This window comes from Knoellia aerolata DSM 18566, from assembly GCF_000768695.1.
In the GTDB taxonomy this organism is placed as follows: domain Bacteria; phylum Actinomycetota; class Actinomycetes; order Actinomycetales; family Dermatophilaceae; genus Knoellia; species Knoellia aerolata.
Genome location: NZ_AVPL01000012.1, coordinates 59,572 through 78,332, shown reverse-complemented (window position 1 = coordinate 78,332; position 18,761 = coordinate 59,572). Strand labels below are relative to the sequence as shown.

18 protein-coding genes are annotated in these 18,761 nt (G+C 69.1%); 9 read left to right on the top strand and 9 right to left on the bottom strand.

What is annotated here, in order from left to right:
* The coding region (locus N801_RS06940; RefSeq protein ID WP_035935346.1) for an AfsR/SARP family transcriptional regulator at positions 1 to 910 on the bottom strand (910 nt) is incomplete at its 3' end.
* Between the two features lie 68 nt (positions 911 to 978).
* Positions 979 to 1,494, bottom strand: a complete 516-nt coding sequence (locus N801_RS06935) for a hypothetical protein (protein WP_035935344.1) — start codon at positions 1,492 to 1,494, stop codon at positions 979 to 981.
* A gap of 370 nt (positions 1,495 to 1,864) precedes the next feature.
* Here N801_RS06935 and nrdR point away from each other — a divergent pair, with 370 nt between their 5' ends.
* The 5 genes from nrdR (at position 1,865) to N801_RS06905 (ending at position 9,506) form a co-directional block, all read left to right on the top strand.
* Positions 1,865 to 2,392: a transcriptional regulator NrdR gene (gene nrdR / locus N801_RS06930; RefSeq protein ID WP_052112710.1), complete on the top strand. Its 528-nt coding sequence runs from the start codon at positions 1,865 to 1,867 to the stop codon at positions 2,390 to 2,392.
* 104 nt (positions 2,393 to 2,496) lie between these two features.
* Positions 2,497 to 5,490 (top strand): vitamin B12-dependent ribonucleotide reductase, encoded by a 2,994-nt coding sequence (locus N801_RS06925; protein WP_035935341.1) that lies wholly within the window; start codon positions 2,497 to 2,499, stop codon positions 5,488 to 5,490.
* A gap of 167 nt (positions 5,491 to 5,657) precedes the next feature.
* Complete coding sequence (locus N801_RS06920) at positions 5,658 to 6,224, top strand: P-loop NTPase family protein (protein WP_035935338.1); 567 nt, start codon at positions 5,658 to 5,660, stop codon at positions 6,222 to 6,224.
* Positions 6,225 to 6,353: 129 nt separating this feature from the next.
* Complete coding sequence (locus tag N801_RS21350) at positions 6,354 to 7,712, top strand: nuclease-related domain-containing protein (RefSeq protein WP_084108431.1); 1,359 nt, start codon at positions 6,354 to 6,356, stop codon at positions 7,710 to 7,712.
* A 159-nt stretch (positions 7,713 to 7,871) separates the two neighbouring features.
* Positions 7,872 to 9,506, top strand: a complete 1,635-nt coding sequence (locus N801_RS06905) for a M28 family peptidase (protein ID WP_052112709.1) — start codon at positions 7,872 to 7,874, stop codon at positions 9,504 to 9,506.
* 82 nt (positions 9,507 to 9,588) lie between these two features.
* Here N801_RS06905 and N801_RS20655 read toward each other — a convergent pair whose 3' ends face one another.
* Complete coding sequence (locus N801_RS20655) at positions 9,589 to 9,765, bottom strand: hypothetical protein (protein WP_156996576.1); 177 nt, start codon at positions 9,763 to 9,765, stop codon at positions 9,589 to 9,591.
* A gap of 828 nt (positions 9,766 to 10,593) precedes the next feature.
* On the opposite strand from N801_RS20655, the gene N801_RS20160 reads away from it, so the two are divergent.
* Positions 10,594 to 11,544, top strand: coding sequence for a DUF2510 domain-containing protein (locus N801_RS20160; protein ID WP_169744221.1), 951 nt, complete (start codon positions 10,594 to 10,596; stop codon positions 11,542 to 11,544).
* 112 nt (positions 11,545 to 11,656) lie between these two features.
* Here N801_RS20160 and N801_RS06895 read toward each other — a convergent pair whose 3' ends face one another.
* Both N801_RS06895 and N801_RS06890 read right to left on the bottom strand, forming a co-directional pair.
* A complete protein-coding gene (locus tag N801_RS06895; protein ID WP_211254681.1) occupies positions 11,657 to 12,349 on the bottom strand; it encodes a response regulator in 693 nt (230 codons plus the stop codon).
* Entirely contained in the window at positions 12,346 to 13,491 is a 1,146-nt protein-coding gene (locus N801_RS06890; protein WP_156996572.1) for a sensor histidine kinase, read from the bottom strand. The genes N801_RS06895 and N801_RS06890 overlap by 4 nt, the downstream gene beginning before the upstream one ends.
* A 130-nt stretch (positions 13,492 to 13,621) precedes the next feature.
* On the opposite strand from N801_RS06890, the gene N801_RS06885 reads away from it, so the two are divergent.
* Positions 13,622 to 14,302: a hypothetical protein gene (locus N801_RS06885; protein ID WP_035935331.1), complete on the top strand. Its 681-nt coding sequence runs from the start codon at positions 13,622 to 13,624 to the stop codon at positions 14,300 to 14,302.
* On the opposite strand, the gene N801_RS06880 is transcribed toward N801_RS06885, so the two are convergent.
* Genes N801_RS06880 through N801_RS06870 form a run of 3 tightly spaced genes read right to left on the bottom strand, consistent with a single transcriptional unit; the run spans position 14,277 to position 15,471 of the window.
* Positions 14,277 to 14,513 (bottom strand): hypothetical protein, encoded by a 237-nt coding sequence (locus tag N801_RS06880; RefSeq protein WP_035935328.1) that lies wholly within the window; start codon positions 14,511 to 14,513, stop codon positions 14,277 to 14,279. The two genes, N801_RS06885 and N801_RS06880, sit on opposite strands and share 26 nt — an antisense overlap.
* Entirely contained in the window at positions 14,510 to 15,235 is a 726-nt protein-coding gene (locus N801_RS06875) for an RNA polymerase sigma factor (protein ID WP_084108426.1), read from the bottom strand. The genes N801_RS06880 and N801_RS06875 overlap by 4 nt, the downstream gene beginning before the upstream one ends.
* Positions 15,232 to 15,471 (bottom strand): hypothetical protein, encoded by a 240-nt coding sequence (locus tag N801_RS06870; protein ID WP_035935380.1) that lies wholly within the window; start codon positions 15,469 to 15,471, stop codon positions 15,232 to 15,234. The genes N801_RS06875 and N801_RS06870 overlap by 4 nt, the downstream gene beginning before the upstream one ends.
* 159 nt (positions 15,472 to 15,630) lie before the next feature.
* Here N801_RS06870 and N801_RS06865 point away from each other — a divergent pair, with 159 nt between their 5' ends.
* Positions 15,631 to 16,080 carry a DoxX family membrane protein gene (locus tag N801_RS06865; RefSeq protein ID WP_035935326.1) on the top strand — a complete coding sequence of 150 codons (450 nt, stop codon included), beginning with the start codon at positions 15,631 to 15,633 and terminating at the stop codon, positions 16,078 to 16,080.
* Between the two features lie 33 nt (positions 16,081 to 16,113).
* Here the strand turns inward: N801_RS06865 and N801_RS06860 are convergent, their stop codons facing one another.
* The gene (locus N801_RS06860) at positions 16,114 to 16,725 is read right to left on the bottom strand and encodes a vWA domain-containing protein (protein WP_035935324.1); all 612 of its coding nucleotides are present in this window, start codon (positions 16,723 to 16,725) and stop codon (positions 16,114 to 16,116) included.
* Between the two features lie 467 nt (positions 16,726 to 17,192).
* On the opposite strand from N801_RS06860, the gene N801_RS19640 reads away from it, so the two are divergent.
* Positions 17,193 to 18,758 carry an HNH endonuclease signature motif containing protein gene (locus tag N801_RS19640; protein WP_052112706.1) on the top strand — a complete coding sequence of 522 codons (1,566 nt, stop codon included), beginning with the start codon at positions 17,193 to 17,195 and terminating at the stop codon, positions 18,756 to 18,758.
* Positions 18,759 to 18,761: the final 3 nt, after the last annotated feature.

Below are 18,761 nucleotides of genomic sequence, written 5' to 3'. Positions count from 1 at the left end.
CGCCCACCGGCCCACGGACGAGGACCGTGGTCGCGACACCTCGCACCGCCGCCTCCCAGGCCTGTCGCAGCCGTTCCAGCTCGCGCTCGCGGCCGACGGTGCGGGGCCGTGGTCCGCTCAGCTCGGGCGGCAGCCGCACCCGGGCGGAGGCGAGGCGCAGGGCGGGGTCGTGCGCGAGGACCCGCTCGTGCAGGACGCGCAGGCCGGCTCCGGGGTCGACACCGAGCTCGTCGGCGAGGTGGCTGCGCGCTCGTTCGTACGTGCTCAGCGCGTCGCCCTGCCGCCCCTCCCGGTAGAGCGCGAGCATGAGCATCTCCCACAGCCGCTCACGCAGCGGGTGGGTGCCGACGAGCCGTTCCAGCTCGGGGACCGCCTTGGCCGCCCGACCGAGGGCGATCTCGGCCGCCAGCAGGTCCTCGGTCGCGGTGAGGCGCAGCTCCTCGAGCCGTCGCGCCTCCGCCTGCGCGAACCGGGCGTGGTCGAACCCGGCGTATGCCGGCCCGCGCCACATCGAGAGCGCCTCACCGAGCGTCGAGCCTGCGCTCTCCGGCCGACCGTCCTCGAGGGCCCGCCGGCCGACGGTGACGAGGCGGGTGAAGCGCTCGGCGTCGACGGTGCCGGGGTCGAGTGCGAGGCGGTAGCCGGGGCCCTCGGTGACGAGGACCTGCGGGGTGCCCCGGCGGTCGGGCTCGAGCGCGTTGCGCAGGCGGAGGACGAACGTCTGGAGCGACTTGCCGGCGCTCGCCGGCGGGTCGTCCTGCCAGAGCGAGTCGATGAGCTCGCTGCTCTGGACGAGGCGGCCGCCGGCGCTGACGAGGTGGGCGAGGAGGGTGCGCTCCTTGACCCCACGGATCTCGATGAGTCCCTGCCCGTTGCTCACCCGCAGCGGGCCCAGGACGGAGTAGTCCACGTGCTGACGATAGGGGCGCACCGTTCCACCTGTCCTCGGTTTGACGGCGTCTGACCGGTCCGGAATGCCTAGTCGGTGAAGGCCGCGCAGAGCTCGCTGACGTCCTCGTCGTCGGGGCCGCTCCGGAAGAGCTCGACCTCGGTCTCACCGTCGATGTCCGTGATCGTGAGACCGGAGAAGAGGGTGACCGTGCCCATGCCCTTGACGCGCCGGTTGACGATGCCGTGCGCCTCGACGGTGAAGGAACCGTCCGGGTGGAACGTCGCGGTCTCCGGGCCCATGGCGAGGCCGTGGAGGGTGACGCCGTTGGCACTGATGTCGCTGCGGAAGCGGAAGTTGCGGATCTCCTTGGTGGGGTTGCCCTCGGCGTCGGTCCACGTGACGAGGTTGAACGAGCCGTAGACGTGCAGGCTCACGGGGAAGCCGCAGGCCTGCGTCATGGGGCCGTGGGCGGCGAGGGTGAAGTCGAGGCTCTCGACGCTGTGGGTCGGGCCGGCCGCCCGGGCGGGGGAGGCGCCGAGGGCGATGCCTACGGCGAGGGTCGTGGCGGCGAGGGCGCGAAGTGGGGTGCGGACGGTGTGCATGGCGGTCTCCTGAGCTGGTGGGGTGGAAGCTGGTGCGCCGACCCTCCCGACCGTCGGTCGCGGCCCGGTCGCGCTCTGGTCGCGGTGGCAGCGGGCGGCGCGAGGGGCAGCGCAGCGGGTGGCTACGGCTGTCGGGGCGCATCGGGAGGCGCAACGGCGCGGCGACACGCCGAGACACGCGGGACGCGTCGACAGGGCTTGCGGCGCAGGTCACAGCAGCGCATACTGACTACTACATCTAGTGGTTACACCGATGTAGTTCATCCACATATGGTTCACAGGCGCAACGGGGTTCTCCACACGTTGTCCCCAGCCCGTCCCCAGCGTCGTCCCCAGGCAGGCGCTGCCAGGCCCCCGAAAGGAGCCGGTTGTGCACTGCCCGTTCTGCCGCCACTCCGACTCCCGGGTCATGGACTCGCGGGCCACCGACGACGGCACCAGCATCCGCCGCCGCCGTCAGTGCCCCGAGTGCGGCAAGCGCTTCACGACCCTCGAGTCCGCCGCGCTGTCGGTGGTCAAGCGTTCCGGGGTGACCGAGCCGTTCAGCCGGGCCAAGGTGCTCGTCGGCGTCCGCAAGGCCTGTCAGGGCCGACCGGTCACCGAGGACCAGCTCGCCCTCCTCGCCCACCAGGTCGAGGAGTCGATCCGGGGGGCCGGGCAGGCCGAGATCGACGCCCACGAGGTCGGCCTCGCCGTCCTCGAGCCGCTGCGGGCGCTGGACGAGGTCGCTTACCTCCGGTTCGCGAGCGTCTACCAGGCGTTCGACAGCCTCGAGGACTTCGAGCAGGCGATCACCCTGCTCCGCGTCGAGCGCGAGGCGACGGGGGAGGAGCCGGACCGGCAGCCGTTCGGCAGCCCGGCCGGCGCGGCAGGGGACGCGTCCGCCGGTCCACGCTGACCGGCATACGCACGAAAAGCAGTACCGCACCACTGTCAGTGGTGCGCGATAGACAGGTCATGAGGACATCGCCCGACGGAGTCGGGCAGGGAGAGGGAGCAGCAATGACGGAGACCGCCGGCGCACGTGCAGGGGCCCGCAAGAACCCGACGAAGGGATCGACGGGGGTGACGGTCGAGCGCATCTTCACCACTCCTGGCGTGCACCCCTACGACGAGGTGACCTGGGAGAAGCGCGACGTCGTCCAGCAGAACTGGAAGACCGGCGCGACGATCTTCGAGCAGCGCGGCGTCGAGTTCCCCGACTTCTGGAGCGTCAACGCCTCCACGATCGTCACGACGAAGTACTTCCGTGGCGCCGTCGGCACCGAGGCGCGCGAGACCGGGCTCAAGCAGCTCATCGACCGCGTCGTCCTCACCTACGTCAAGGCAGGCAAGGAGCACGGCTACTTCAGCTCCCCGCAGGACGCCGAGCTCTTCGAGCACGAGCTGACCTACGCGTTGCTGCACCAGGTCTTCAGCTTCAACTCCCCGGTCTGGTTCAACGTCGGCACCAAGTCCCCGCAGCAGGTCTCCGCCTGCTTCATCCTCTCGGTCGACGACTCGATGGACTCCATCCTCAACTGGTACAAGGAGGAGGGATTCATCTTCAAGGGCGGCTCGGGCGCGGGTCTCAACCTGTCGCGCATCCGCTCCTCCAAGGAGCTCCTCTCCTCCGGTGGCACAGCCTCGGGCCCGGTGTCGTTCATGCGTGGCGCCGACGCGTCCGCGGGCACGATCAAGTCCGGTGGCGCGACCCGTCGTGCAGCCAAGATGGTCGTCCTCGACGTCGACCACCCGGACATCGTCGAGTTCGTCGAGACCAAGGCGCGCGAGGAGGACAAGATCCGCGCGCTGCGTGACGCCGGCTTCGACATGGACCTCGGCGGCAAGGACATCGTCTCCGTCCAGTACCAGAACGCCAACAACTCGGTCCGCGTCAACGACGCGTTCATGCGCGCCGTCGAGGAGGGCACCGAGTTCGGTCTCACCTCGCGCCAGGACGGCTCGGTCATCGAGACGGTCGACGCCCGCGAGCTCATGGGCAAGATCGCCAAGGCCGCGTGGGAGTGCGCCGACCCGGGCATCCAGTACGACGACACGATCAACGACTGGCACACCAACCCGGAGACGGGCCGGATCACCGCGTCCAACCCGTGCTCCGAGTACATGTCGCTCGACAACTCCTCGTGCAACCTCGCCTCGCTCAACCTGCTGAAGTTCCTGCGCGACGACGACACCTTCGACGTCGAGACCTTCCAGAAGGTCACCGAGCTCGTCATCACGGCCATGGACATCTCGATCTGCTTCGCGGACTTCCCGACCGAGCCGATCGCCAAGACCACCCGTGACTACCGCCAGCTCGGCATCGGCTACGCCAACCTCGGCGCGCTGCTCATGGCGACCGGCCACGGCTACGACTCCGACGGTGGCCGCGCGCTCGCCGCGTCGATCACGTCGCTGCTCACCGGTGCCGCGTACAAGCGGTCCGCCGAGATCGCCGGTGTCGTCGGTGCGTATGCCGGGTACGCCCGGAACGCGGACGCGCACAAGCGGGTCATGCGCAAGCACGCCGCGGCGAACGACACCATCCGCACTCAGCACACGATGGACAAGGACATCCACCGCGCCGCGACGAAGGCGTGGGACGCCGTCGTCAAGCTGGGGGAGAAGAACGGCTACCGCAACGCCCAGGCCTCGGTGCTCGCGCCGACCGGGACCATCGGCTTCATGATGGACTGCGACACCACCGGCATCGAGCCGGACTTCTCGCTGGTGAAGTTCAAGAAGCTCGTCGGTGGCGGCTCGATGCAGATCGTCAACCTCACCATCCCGCGTGCCCTGCGCAAGCTCGGCTACACCGAGGAGACGGTGGAGGCGATCGTCGAGTACATCGCCGACAAGGGCCACGTCATCGACGCGCCCGGCCTCAAGACCGAGCACTACGAGATCTTCGACACCGCCATGGGTGCGCGCTCCATCTCCCCGATGGGCCACGTCCGGATGATGGCGGCCACTCAGCCGTTCCTCTCCGGCGCCATCTCCAAGACGGTCAACCTGCCGGAGACCGCCACGGTCGAGGAGATCGAGGACGTCTACGTCCAGGGCTGGAAGTTCGGCCTCAAGGCGCTCGCCGTCTACCGCGACAACTGCAAGGTCGGCCAGCCGCTCTCCGACGGCGGCTCCACCGCCAAGGACGCGGCGGCCGACAAGGCAGCCGGTGTCGCTGCCGACGCCGCGGCTCTCGCCGCCGGCTCGGTCGAGACCAAGGTCGTCGAGAAGGTCGTCTACCGCCCGACGCGTGAGCGTCTGCCGAAGCGCCGTTCGTCGCAGACGACGTCGTTCGCGATCGGTGGCGCCGAGGGCTACCTCACCGCCGGCACCTACGAGGACGGTCGCCTCGGCGAGGTCTTCCTCAAGTTCGGCAAGCAGGGCTCGACCCTGGCCGGTGTCATGGACGCGTTCTCGATCGCGGTGTCGGTCGGCCTGCAGTACGGCGTGCCGCTCGAGACGTTCGTCGAGAAGTACTCCAACATGCGCTTCGAGCCGGCCGGCATGACCGACGACCCGGACATCCGCATGGGCCAGTCGCTCGTCGACTACGTGTTCCGTCGCCTGGCGCTGGACCACATGGACTTCGAGACCCGCTCGTTCATGGGCATCCACACCGCGGAGGAGCGTCAGCGCCAGCTCGAGACCGGCTCGTACGCCCCGTCGACGGTCGATGACGAGGACACCGAGGCGCTCGAGGACGAGATCGAGTCCTTCTCCCAGGGCGTCGGTGCGAGCTCGCCGAAGAAGACGGCGGAGGCTGCCCCCAAGGGTGAGTCGCCGGCGGCAGCGGACGCGGTGGACCACGCCAGCGAGGTGAAGTCCGGTGCCGGTGCGGCCTCGGCTCGCGAGATCTCCGGTGACGTGCACTCGTCGGCGGAGCTGCTCGAGAAGTTCCAGGGTGTGTCGGCGGATGCGCCGATGTGCATGACCTGCGGGACGAAGATGCGCCCGGCTGGGTCGTGCTACGTCTGCGAAGGCTGCGGAAGCACCAGCGGCTGCAGCTGATGACGAGTTGCGCGGAGTGTCACGCAGTTGCGTGAGTGACAGTTCTTATCGTTATCACTTCTCGGAGCGATAACAACGACAAAGCCGTCGCCCCGGGCCCCTCATGGGGGGTCCGGGGCGAAGGACGTTCGACAACTGAAGAGAAGAAGCAGTAGGCGAACAAAGCGATGCGCCCGGCGGGAACCGAGCGCATCGTCGGCAGAACTTGGTCTGCGGATTTCCACGCTCACCTCCGCAACACTCGCCAGATCGCTGAGACGTTTGGCTCGCTGACACCGACCCGGATGTTCGCCCGTGGCGGCGACGGGCCTGAGGTCACCTACATCCCGGCCGCGTCGAAGGACGCTGCCGATGTCGCAAGCGACCAGATCGACCTGCTGCTCGACGAGGGCTGGCGACCCGAGGACATCTGCCTGTTGACGACGGGTGCCCGTCATGAGGAGCAGGTGAACCTGCAAGAGTTGTTGGGTCAGGACGGGTACTGGGACACCTTCTGGGACCGAGACTCCGTGTTCTACGGGCATGTCCTCGGATGCAAGGGGCTCGAACGCAAGGTCGTGGTCCTGTGTGTCAACGACAAGCGGCCCGGGGAGCGGTCCAAGGAGCGGATCTACGTCGGCCTCTCGCGAGCCACGGACAAGCTCGTGGTCGTGGGCGATCCAGACGTGATCCGCGAGATGGGCGGAGACGAAGTAGCCAAGCGCCTGGGTATTGCCCCGGGCGCCCGGCCGTAGGTCACGCAGTGTGCACGGCGCGCGCTCCTTGTCGTGGAGATTCGCCGATTGCTGAGCGCGATGTGTGAACAACTTCTACGCTCACCCCATCGTTGATGTCACCGAGGCTGGAGCGGGAGTCGGGCACTGATGGCTGTCGGTGGGGGAAGTGCGGATCGCAAGGCCGAGGAGCTCGCGGCGCTGGGTGATGCCTCGGCTGGCGCTTGGGCTGCTGGCGCAGAAGGCGAACAACGAGTGGCTGAGGCACTGGCAGTCCTGCCTGAGGCCTGGACGGTCCTTCATGACCGGCTCCTCTCGCCCGGTCGGTCCCCGGTCAACCTTGACCACGTGGTGGTCGGACCCGGGGGAGTGTTCCTCGTGGATGCCAAGAACTGGCGTGGTGCGATCACCTCGTGGGAGGGCAACCTCTACCAGCACACGGGATCGCGTGACGCACGCCAGAGCGTGAGCAAGCATCACGAGGTCGCGAAGGTGCACGGCATGGCGGCGTACATGGCTGCAGAAGCCGGTATGCCGGTCACTCCGGTCATCTGTCTCGCCGGTCGCGCTGCGGCGGACTTCGGCGAACCGCAGCTCATCCGTGGCGTGTGGGTCATCCCGGTGTCTGCACTCTCGGACTGGCTTCGAACACAACCGAGCGTCCTGGAGCGCGAGACCGTCGAGCGGCGCGCGGTCACCCTGATGACGAGCTTTCCGTCCACGACGACGGACCCGTACCTCCTGGCGGCGATGGGAACCGCGGCGGCCGCCACCAAGCCTCACCGAGAACGTGGTCCTCAGTCGCCGTTGAGGCCGCCTCCGCCCCGACTTCCCAAGCGCCGGGGAGCCTTCGGTCGAGCGCTCCGCGCCCTCATAGCGGTGGCGTTCATGGTGGGTTCTGTTGCCCTCGTCGTGAAGGTGCTTCCCGGGTTTGTGCTGGGCGGGATCGCCGACGCTGCCTCGACCGGCGACGGTGGTGCGCCGTCCATCACGTCGTCCGCGTCGTCGTCGCCTGCTGCCGTCCCGCGATCGTCCGCGAAACCGACACCCGCGCCAACACCGAAGCGACGTGCGACCGCCACCCCGGCAGTCGCTATGCCGGTGAGCAGGTGCGCGGGTCTGACGGCGGCCCAGGTGACGAAAATCCTGGGCCGCACCGTCCAACCCGTGGCGGCCAATCAAGGCTGTTCATGGGGGACGCGGCTGGATGATCCGAAGACCACATTGGTGTCGCTCCTCACGAAGACGGAGCACCGGTCGTACGAGTCCAAGTTCGTGACCTCTGTGAACCAGCGGCGCGTCGTCTTTGGCGCAAGCCTCGACAGCAACTTCCAACAGGCCACGGCCTTGTGGGTCGCCACCGGACAGCCGCTGTCCGTAGGCAAGAGGCTGGTGTTGGCCCGAATGGACACTCACGTCGTCGTGTCCACCGAGACGCTCGGGACCACCGACGAGAAGGCGCGACGCATCGCACTGGCCATGGCCACGGCGGTGAACGCTGCCGGATGAAGGCGCGCAAACGGCATACGCATCGGCTGTGCGACAACGCGGCCCGGACGCCTAGTCCGATCGGGCCGTTGACATTCCTCGTCGGTGTCAGAGCATGGCGGGACGGGCCAGCCGAACATCCACGGGGGTTCGACGCGCATGCTGACAAGGGAGGCAACGATGCCGAGAAGGTCAAGGGCTGCTCTGGTGGCCGTGGCGGTGACGAGTGCGGTCGTGGCAGCGATGGGGCCGGCGAACGCCAGCGTCCCCACTGACACCAGCGAGCTCCAGGAGGCGGTGACCGCGGACGCGATCATGGACCACCTCGCGGAGCTGCAGAAGATCGCGGACAACAACGGGAACACGCGCGCCAGCGGGACGCCCGGGTACGACCAGTCGATCGACTACGTCGAGGAGCTGCTCCTCGCGGCGGGCTACGAGGTGACCCGACAGAACTTCCTGTTCAACTCGTTCGAGGAGCTGTCCGACCCGGTGTTCCAGCAGGTGTCGCCGAACGCCGTCACCTATGTGCCCGGCGAGGACTTCTTCACCGCGGAGTACTCCGGCAGTGGTGACGTCACCGCGCCCCTCGAGGCGGTCGACCTCGTCCTCCCGCCGGGTGCGCAGGCCAGCACGTCGACCAGTGGCTGTGAGGCATCGGACTTCGACGGCTTCACCTCGGGCAACGTCGCCCTCGTGCAACGGGGGACTTGTGACTTCTCGGTCAAGGCAGCGAACGCCTTCGACGCCGGCGCGGTCGGCGTCATCATCTTCAACGAGGGCCAGGAGGGTCGGACGGAGACCTTGAGCGCCACGCTGGGTGACACGTTCTCGGACGACCTGCCGGTGATCGGCACGTCCTTCGAGATCGGCAACGAGCTGGCCTCCCTCCTCGACGCCGGCCCGGTCACGGTGCGCCTCAAGACGGACACCCTCATCGAGTTGGGTGTCCCGACGACCAACCTCATCGCGCAGACGCCCACGGGGCGGGACGACCGGGTCATCATGGCCGGCGCGCACCTCGACTCGGTGAGCGCAGGACCGGGCATCGAGGACAACGGCACCGGGTCGGCCACCCTGCTCGAGATCGCGCTCCAGCTCGCCGACGAGGACGTGCGCAACAGCGTCCGCTTCGCGTGGTGGGGTGCCGAGGAGGCGGGCCTGGTCGGGTCGCAGTACTACGTCGACAGCCTCAGCGCGAAGGAGCAGAGGGACATCGAGCTCTACCTCAACTTCGACATGATCGGCTCACCGAACTACGCGCGCTTCGTCTACGACGGGGACGGCTCGGCGTTCGGCACCAAGGGCCCGAGCGGGAGCGGATCGATCGAGGACGTCTTCTCCGACTACTTCGCCTCTGCCGGCCTGGCGTCCGAGCCGACGGCCTTCGACGGTCGGTCCGACTACGACGCGTTCATCACGGCGGGCATCCCGGCCGGTGGGTTGTTCACCGGCGCCGAGGACGCCAAGACCGCGGACCAGGTGGCCGACTACGGCGGACTTGCGACGTATGCGGGTGAGCCGGTGTCGTACGACCCCTGCTACCACCAGGCGTGTGACAGCTTCACACCCGTGGCTGACGGTGCCGATGCGGGTCTGTATGCCGCGCTGAACGCGGCGTACGGCGGCGCGCTCGAGTACAACGGTGTCATCACCAACGTCAACACGCAGGCGCTCGAGGAGATGTCCAACGCGGCGGCCCACGCGATCCTGCTCTACGCGATGTCGACCAGCTCGGTCAACGGGTCGGGCAAGGCCTCCGACCGGGCGGCCGTGGCGAGCGGGGAGCGCCTGGGGGCGCACTTCCGGCGCTGACGGGGCCCGGGCTGCTGAGGTGGTTGCGCTCACTGAGCGCAACCACCTCGGTCTGCTCGGCGAGCGGAACGGCGAGCGGAACTCAGGCGTCCCGGCCACCGTCTCCTTTGAAGGACGGGACGCCGTTCTCGAAGACGAAGGACGGCTTCCCGTGGCCGCAGTGCTTGCAGATGTCCCACCCGTTGTCGGGGCCCCCCTTCTCCGGGTTGATGTGGTGCTCCCAGTGGTGGAAGCCGATGAAGCACAGGACACGGCGCATGATGCACCCCCGAGGTGAGGAAGTGCGCTCATTGGCCGCCTCCGCCTGTCGGCTGGCAATCCCGATCGGGTCGTCGGCGGCGCCACGATGGTGCGCTCCTCCGGCTCGTCCCGAGGCTCACCTTCGCGGTGCCCTACGTCTGTGCTGACGTGCGGATCGATCGGTGGCCTGGACCTGAGCACGGGCAGCTAGGACCCCGGCATCTGCCGGCGCAGGTCGCGGAACTCGTCCGCGCCCGGTGGCGATCCGGCGCCGTTCTCGCCCACGGCGACTCGGGAGCGGACCACCACCGAAGAGGCGTCGTGCTCATGAGGGTGGGAAAGCGGCGGAGGTCCACCCTTGACGGGGTCTCAGAACAGGTCAAGTGGCTACGGACACGTACGGATACGCGCGGCTGCGAGACGAGACCCGGCCGGATCCTGACGAGACGAGCGACGTGGGTGGCAGCGCCCCTGTACGCACCCACCCACGTCGACTCGTGAAGTACCCGAATCCAGCCCGACCACACCAGTCCTGAGCGGAAGATATTTAGGGCGAGGGTCGTCGAAAATCTAGGGCGGTGGTGGACGCCCGCACGGACATCCCTCCCGCCCACAGGGTGCGAAATCACGCCCCGCACATCCGTTCGTGCAGCCGCTGGCGGCAATTGGTCGAGTAAAGCACGAACGGCCAGCGGAAATTGCACCGAGGCCCTATGCTCTGCCTTGCAGGGGAGGGGCTGAGTCCAGCAGAGGGCAGCCGGCGCAAGGACGGGATGGCAGAGGCCTATTGGCGCTGCTTTTCGCTGCCCTTCGCCACCCGAAAATGATCCGTGTAAAGGAAACGTTCATGAGCAGCACGCCAGCAGGCTGGTACCCCCAGACCGACGGTCGCCAACGCTATTGGGACGGCGAAGCGTGGACCGAGCACTTCGCGCCCGGCTCGCCGGCATCGACCGCGCCGATGAACCAGCCCCAACAGCCAGCGGCATCGCAGCCCTTTTCTTCAGAGTCGCCACATTCAGCCCAGGCATATGCAGGCGGGGTCGCCGCTCAGTCGCCTTCAGCGGGAGACCCACGGCCTTGGTTCAAGAAGAAGCGTTTCCTGATTCCGGGCGGAATCTTCGCCTTCGTGATCCTGGTCAACTCTCTAGGGGGAGGCGAGGACCAGCCTGACGTGACGAGTGCTGTCGAGACCAACGCAACAGCGCCAGCCGCGGTTGCATCGGTCCCGCCTGCACCGTCAACACCCGCCAGCCCGCTGGCCACCGCGGTTCCGGCAACTTCCGCCCCTCCGGTAGCGGCGCCGGCCCCGGCGAAGGAGCCAGTCGGTGAGTTTGGGCAGCAGCCTGCAGCGCAGCGCGCCGTCGTCGCCGCAGTGATTCAGGCGCAGGCTGCCTCCGAGAGTGCGGACAACGATCTCGCGCGCGGTGCCGCTTTGCGAACCCGGACAGCAGCCATCTGCAAGGCCGTTCCCAAACGGTCTGCGGCCAAGTGGTCGGGCAAGGTTGTCAGTTTGGACGCGAACGGGGATGGCAAGGGCGTTCTCGAGATCGAGATTGCTCCGGATGTCATGGTTAAGACATGGAACAACAGTTTCTCGGATGTCATGGACGAGACGCTCATCGAACCCACAGACCCGCTTTTCGACAAGGTGCTCAAACTGAAGGAAGACCAGATCGTCACCTTCTCAGGGAAGTTCCCCGATGACGACGCGAACTGTATTCGGGAGAACAGCCTGACTTTGCGAGGGAGCTTGGACACGCCCGGCTTCATCATGAAGTTCACCGACGTGAGCTGATCCGGACGACTTCTTTCGTGGCCTCCATTATCGTCACGAAAGAAGTCGTCGCCGGTCCGCCTGCCCGGACCCCAGGGTGGGCGATCAGACGAGCACGGCGTGTGGGCGCTGTTCAGCGTTCGTGAGGCGCGATTCCGGCCTCGTACGCGAAGATCACCGCCTGGACCCGGTCGCGCAGCCCCAGCTTCATGAGCAGGCGCCCCACGTGCGTCTTCACCGTCGTCTCCGAGACGTACAGCTCGGCCGCGATCTCGGCGTTCGTCAGCCCGCGCGCCACCGCCGCCAGCACCTCCCGCTCCCGATCGGTGAGCGAGGAGAGCCGCCTCGTCACCGCGGGATCCGCCACCGAGGGCGGTCGCTCGATGAAGGCCTCGATCATCCGTCGCGTCACCGTCGGCGCGAGGAGCGACTCACCCGCGTGCACCGCGCGGATCCCCGCCACGAGCAGTTCGGGTTGCACGTCCTTGAGGAGGAACCCGCTGGCGCCGGCCTGCAGCGCGGCATACACGTACTGGTCCATGTCGAAGGTGGTGAGCATGACGACCCGCGCGGCGCTCGGGCCGTCACCGACGAGCCGGCGCGTCGCCTCGATCCCGTCGACACCCGGCATGCGTACGTCCATGAGGACGACGTCCGGCGCGGTGGTCGCGGCCATCGCGACCGCAGCCTCGCCGTCCGCGGCCTCGCCGACGACCTCGAGGTCGGACTCGATCTCGAGGATGAGGCGGAACCCGGCACGCACCAGGGCCTGGTCGTCGACGACGAGCACCCGGATCGGCTTCGGCGTCGCCGGGTCCCCAGTCACGACGGGTCCACGGGAAGCGTCGCCACGAGCTCGAACCCGCCGTTGGTGCGGGGTCGCGTGACGAGCGAACCGCCGTACACCGCCACCCGTTCGCGCATCCCCCTGAGACCGTTGCCGACGCCGTCGGGCGCAGCCGCCGCCGTCCCGTCGTCACGCACCGCGAGCTCGACCACCCCGTCGCCGTAGGCGATCGACACGTCCGCCCGCTGCAGCTCGCGCGCGTGCCGCAGCGCGTTCGTCAGCCCCTCCTGGACGAGCCGGTATGCCGTGAGGTCCAGTCCCGGGGGCAGCTCCCGCACCTGCCCGCTCACCGACAGGGACACGGGCAGCCCGGCCGAGCGGAACGACTCGGCCAACCGACCCACCTGGGCCAGACCGGCCGGCGGTTCGAGGTCCGGCGCCTCGTCGGCCGCCCCCGACCCCTCCCGCAGCACCCCGACCATCCGCCGCATCTCGGCGAGGGCCTGACGCCCGGTGGCCTCGACGGTCTCGAGCGCCTCGCGCTCCACGCCCTGTGACGCGTCCAGCCGGCGGCGCACCGCCGAGGCCTGCACCGTCATCACCGAGACGCTGTGACCGATGACGTCGTGGAGCTCGCGGGCGATCCGGTTGCGCTCCTCCGCGACGGCCCGGGACGCCTGCTGCTCGACCGTCACTCGCCGTTGCTCGCGATAGAGGGAGGAGACGCGCAGGAGCATGCCGAGCAGCCACGCGATGATCGACGGAGCCAGCCACGCCATCCCGCCCAGACGTTCGACCCAGGTGGCGTTCATCGGGTCGAAGGTGGCCCAGGCGGCCACGATGAGCGTTCCGAGACCCAGCCCGACGAGCGCCTGCCTCCGCTCCAGGTAGCGACCGGCCGTGTACGTCGCGATGACGGGGGCCAGCGCCACGCTGTTGCCCTCGGGCGAACCCACGGCGGCGAACTCGACGAGCGAGGCCACGAGCATCCCGGCGAGGACGGCGAGCGGGTGCACCCGGCGAGCGATGAGCAGCAGGGCGGTCACGGCATACAACAACGACTGCGCCCAGAGCGGTCCCTGACGGTGGGTCTCCCCGATACCGAACCACGCCTCGAGCTGGCCGAGCACACCGACGAGCAGCGCGACGGCGATGTCGAAGGCCCAGTTGCGGCGGCTCACGATCCGACGGTACGCCCGGCCGCGAGGGCTCACGTCCTCCTTGGGGAGGACCCGAAGATCCTCCTGCGGTCCACCCGAGCAGCCGGCCGGGACGACGATGGCGAGGGCGACGGCTTCCTACGGTCGAGCCATGGAGACCACACCGCACGACATCTCGCCAGCCACGGCTCGGCGGATCACGATCACGGCCTGGGCCATGGCGGCCTTCGGCACCGTCGCGGGGCAGCTGCACGCGCTCTCCCGCTTCAACAGCCACCCCGACGACCTCACCGAGGGCGGCCTCGGGACGGCTTGGGCCGTCTGGGCCATCGACGCCTTCCGACCGCTCCTCGAGTGGGGCGACCCGTACTTCGTCTACTGGACCTACGGCAAGATCTGGCTCCCCGTCTGCCTGGCCTTCGTCGCGGCGGCGTGGCTCGTCCACCGCCGTCGGCAGCCGGTGGGAGCCGAGCGCTGGGCGTGGCGGCTGCAGCTCGCGGCCTACGCGCTCCTCCTGGTCTCGGTGGCCGGCGACTACTTCACCCCGTGGACCGACTACTTCTTCCTCGTCGGACTGCCCGCGCTGCTCGTCATGGGGCTAGGCGGCATCTGGCTCGGGATCCTGCTGCTGCGCAACGGTTTCCGGCCACGGGTCACGGCTTGGCTGCTCATCGCGTTCTTCCCGCTGTTCTTCGCGATCACGGAGGTCACGTCGATGGGCAACGCCCTGCTGCCGCTCATGTGGGGCTGGGCGATCGCCGCACACCACACCGTGAGGAGGGGGCGCGCGGCAGAGGTCATCGCCGTCAGTGACCTGCACACAGTGCGATGAGGGACTGCGCCTCCTCGGCGCAGGCGGCGCACCCGACGAGGTGGCGGTCCATGGCGAGGTCGTGATGACCGGGCTCGTCAAGGACCGCCTCCACGTGGGTGTCCATCCGCTCGAAGCACTCGTCGCAGGACAGGTAGGGCGTGGTGTCGAGGAGCAACGCAGCGACGGCGCCGGGGGGCAGCACGTGTGGGGGCGTGGGTGGGGGCGTCATGACGAACCTGCCGTTGCATGCGGGTGGGGGTCCAGGTCCGTCCGTGAGGAATCGACGGGCAGGTAGCCCCGCTGGGTGAGGTCCTCGCGCAGCCGTCGCCGGACGTCATGGACGGTCTTGTAGAGGGCGTTGCGGTTCGAGCCGAGACGCTCGGCCAGGACGTCGATCGGCACGCCGTCGACGAGCAGGGCGACGGCGACCCGCCGCTGGTGGGGAGTCAGGCACGTGTCCATCGCCCCGGCCACGGCGCGGGCGAGGTCGGCGCCCTCCGCCTGCCGCTCCGGCCCGTCGTGGGTGTCGTGCGGCACGCGCTCGAGGTCGAGGTCGCGCAGCTCCACCTCGCGGTGCTGCCACTGGAGCCGCCGCACGTCCGTCGCCGCCTGGAGGATGGCGAACTTGAACGCCCACGTCGTGAACCGGCTGCGCCCCTCGAAGGTGTGCAGCTTGCGCAGGAGCGCCGTCATCGCCTCGTCCGCAGCCTGGTTGACGATGACGTCGACGGTTCCCGGGGAGGCGTCGGGCAGCGCCGAGCGCATCCGCCACACCTGGTGGGCCGCCGCCCGCACCATGAGGTCGTGCAGCGCCCGCATCGCCGCCTGCTGGTCGGCGCCTGACGACGACAGCGCCGAGACCCAGTCCTCCGGCACCCCGTCATCGGCCGGGGGCCGTGTCGCGCCCTGATCCGAGGGTGCCAGGAGGCGTTCACGGCCGATGTCGCTCACCACGGACTCGATCCGTCGTCGATCGGCGACAGGATCCGCGCCGCCAGCCGCGGTGGGCAGCCGGCGTCGACGAGCGACAGCAGCGCGTGCAGGTCGGTCCGGGTCCGGGCGAGCGAGTCCGCCAGGACCCACGGGAACCCGGCCTCGTGCAACCGGCACGCCCGCCAGGCGACGACGTCGACCGGTGGGCCGCCCGGCTGGCACGCCGCGGGGGTCTGGGTCTGAGGGGTGGTCATGCCCTGTTCGCTGCGCGGGGCCCCACCGGTCTTACCCACGTCCTCGACGCCGGTAAGGCCACCCACCCGCAACACCACCAACACGATGTCAGCCTCCCACCCAGCTCCCGCCCTGTCAGGCGGCGCCGGCCGGAGGGCACTTCGCACCAGGAGGTCATCATGGCCACGATCGACACCCACAGAGCAACCGAGGCGACGCAGCGCATCCACGGCGACCCGGCACACCAGGCGTTCGTCGTCCTTCGGGCAGCGTTCGTCGTCGCGCCGATCCTCTTCGGCCTCGACAAGTTCACCAACCTCATGACGGAGTGGGACCGCTACCTCGCACCGGCCCTCTCCGACCCGCTGCCGTTCTCACCGCAGCAGGCGATGTATGCCGTCGGCGTCATCGAGGTGGTCGCCGGACTCGTCGTCCTGCTCCACCCGCGGCTCGGAGCGCTCGTCGTCGCGGCCTGGCTCGGCGGGATCATCGTCAACCTCCTGCTCATCCCCGGCTTCTACGACGTGGCCCTGCGTGACGTCGGGCTCCTGCTCGCCGCCGTTGCGCTGCAGCGACTCTCGACCCGGTACGACGCGCACGGGCTGCTCTGGCCGCTGCGCAGGGGCTGACCAAGCTCACCCCCATCGCGCGTGGCGGGGTGGTCAGCCGGTCGTGACCTCGTCGGGCATCGAGAAGCCTGCGGTCGGCGACGGGTCCAGCCGGTAGGCCCGAAGGGACCGGGACATCGAGTCGAAGACCGCGACGTTGCCGGCACCGTTGTTCGTGTAGCGCGTCGTCGCGACGCCGAGCTGCTGGCCCTGCCACGCCGCGTCGTCGGCGCCGAGGAACTGCACCTCCCAGCCGAACTGCTCCTTCTGCACCCGGATGAGCTCCCGGGTCCTGTCCAGCGTGTACTCGTGCGACGAGTTCTCGTGCCCGTCGGTCACGACGACGAACAGCACCCGGCCGGGGCGCTCCGCCTCGGGGAGCGCGGCCAGGTCCTCGCCGGTGCGGACGACCTCCATGCCCACCGCGTCGAGCAGCGCCGTCATGCCGCGCGGTTCGAGCTCGAACGTGAACGGCGTGTCCCGCATCCGCTCGACCGTGTCGAACCGGTCGTCGAACTGGGCGAGCGTTACCGTGAAGCGGCCGTCGAGGGCGAACTGCTCCTGGACGAGCGTCGTGATGCCGGCCTGGGCCTCGTCGCGGACGCTGCTCATGCTGCCGGACCTGTCGACCACGAGGGTCAGGTGGGTGTAGTCGGGGTTGGTCATGGCGTCCTCCTTGAGTGAAAAGCAGTGGGGGAGCGGGCAGTCGGCGCGTTTCCGGGCCGGTCGAGTTCAAGTGTGCCAATGACCACTGACAGCCACCGGGCCTCGCGGGTGGGTGTGGCATTCGTGCACCCGGGTGGCCGCGCCCGCGCGCGCGGCCACCCGAGGCGAGCGGACGGCATACGAGAAGTCAGGTGAGGGACACCGTCACTCCACCGGAGAACATCGAGTCGTGCAGCTCGATCGACGCCGGCTTCCGGCCGGACATCGTCCTCATGGACGTGCGGATGGCGCGTCAGGACGGCATCACGACGACGGCGGCACTGCGACCGCGTCGGGTTGGTCTGACCGCTGAGGTTCGGTGGTTGCGCCGATCGGCGCTATTCGTTGGCGGAGTGGCCCGTTCGCTCGCCGAGGGGCGTTGTCAGTGGTCACCTCTAGGGTGGAACCAGTCGTTGAAGGAGAGATCGATGGACGAGCAGGAGACACCCGTCACGCCGTTGCGTGGGGTGCTCACCGCCGCTCGTGACGGACTGTCCGGCATCGCCGAGCTCCTGACCTCACTCAGTTCTGCCGACCTCGCCGAGGTCATGACCCTGGCCGACGAGGTGAAGTCTCAGGCAGGGGCCGCGCAGGTGCGCGTGACCGCCGAGGCCGCGCACCGTGGGGAGTTTGCGTCAGCACGCCGAGGTGACGGCTCCGTGCACGCCTGGGTGCGCGAGCACGCCCCCTCACTCCGTCAGGGAGGTGCCGGTCAGGTGGCGCAGCTCGCGCAGGACGCAGCCGCCTCGACTCCGGGCGGCCTGTGGTCACACGGCGGGCCTGAAGCCGGCCCCTTCGCCGACGAGACCCGTCCCGAAGGCATCGTGTGGCGGCGAGTGGTCTCGGGGGAGGTGGGCGTCGGGCTGGCGCTGACCGCGTTGCGTGAGGTCGCCCGCATGAAGGACCTCCTCGTCGAGGAGGCCGTTCCCACCGTGACCGGCGCGATCCTCGACCTCGGTGTCGAGTGGGGGCAGGCCCACGCTCGCAAGCTCCGCCCCCGACTCCTCGCGATGTACGGTCTGGAGGGCGAGCTCGACAAGGCCCACAAGCGGTTGCGCGCCGGCGCCTACCTGTCCTCTCCGTCCGTCGCGGAGGGCGACCTGACGGAGTATCGGATGGCCATGACTCCCGAGCAGGCCGCTCGGCTCGAAGCGGCGATCGGCCCCCTGTCGAAGCCCGCCCCGAACCCCGAGACGGGTGAGATCGACCTCCGCTGCGCGGGCCAACGGCGGGTGGAGGCGCTCGCGTCGGTGCTGGCGGCCGCGGCCTCCGAGGACGCGGTGGCCGCCGAGCCGGGTGGAGCCGCGACGGTCGTCCACGTCTCCACGTCGCTGGCGGATCTGCTGGCAGGACTCTCGGGCGTGAACGGGACCGAGGGCGCCGGTTCGGTGATGGGGTCCCGCGCCCGCGACACGATGCTCGCCCCCTCCGTCGTGCGGCAGATGGCGTGTGACGCCGACGTCGTCCCCGTCGTCCTGGGCGCCGCCGGTGAGGTGGTCGACCTGGGTCGCGCCACTCGGCTGTTCACCCGCGGACAGCGCCGGATGCTGTGGCACCGCGACGGGTCGTGCACGTTCCCGGGGTGCACCGCGCCGGCGGCGTGGACCCAGGCGCACCACATCGTCCACTGGGCCGACGGCGGCCCCTCGGATCTCGGCAACGCTGCCCTGCTGTGCCAGCGTCACCACACCCAGGTCCACGACCGTCGCCTCATCGCGACCGTGCATCCACCGGACGAACACGGTCGGTCCGTCACGTGGGACCTGAGTCGTGGAAGCTACGACAGGGATCTCGCGGAACGGCTGAGGGAGTTCGCGCGAGCACGCGCACCGTTGAAGGGCGGCCGTCACCGAAGGCACCTCGACACCGGTCCTCCGGAAGGGTGGGCGTCTGCCATACCGGATTCCGTGCTGTGTGAGCTGGCCGACGACTTCGAGGCCGATCATCTGGCTCTCCTTGCCGAGGAGTCCAACAACTGGGTCATGCCCGCCTGATCG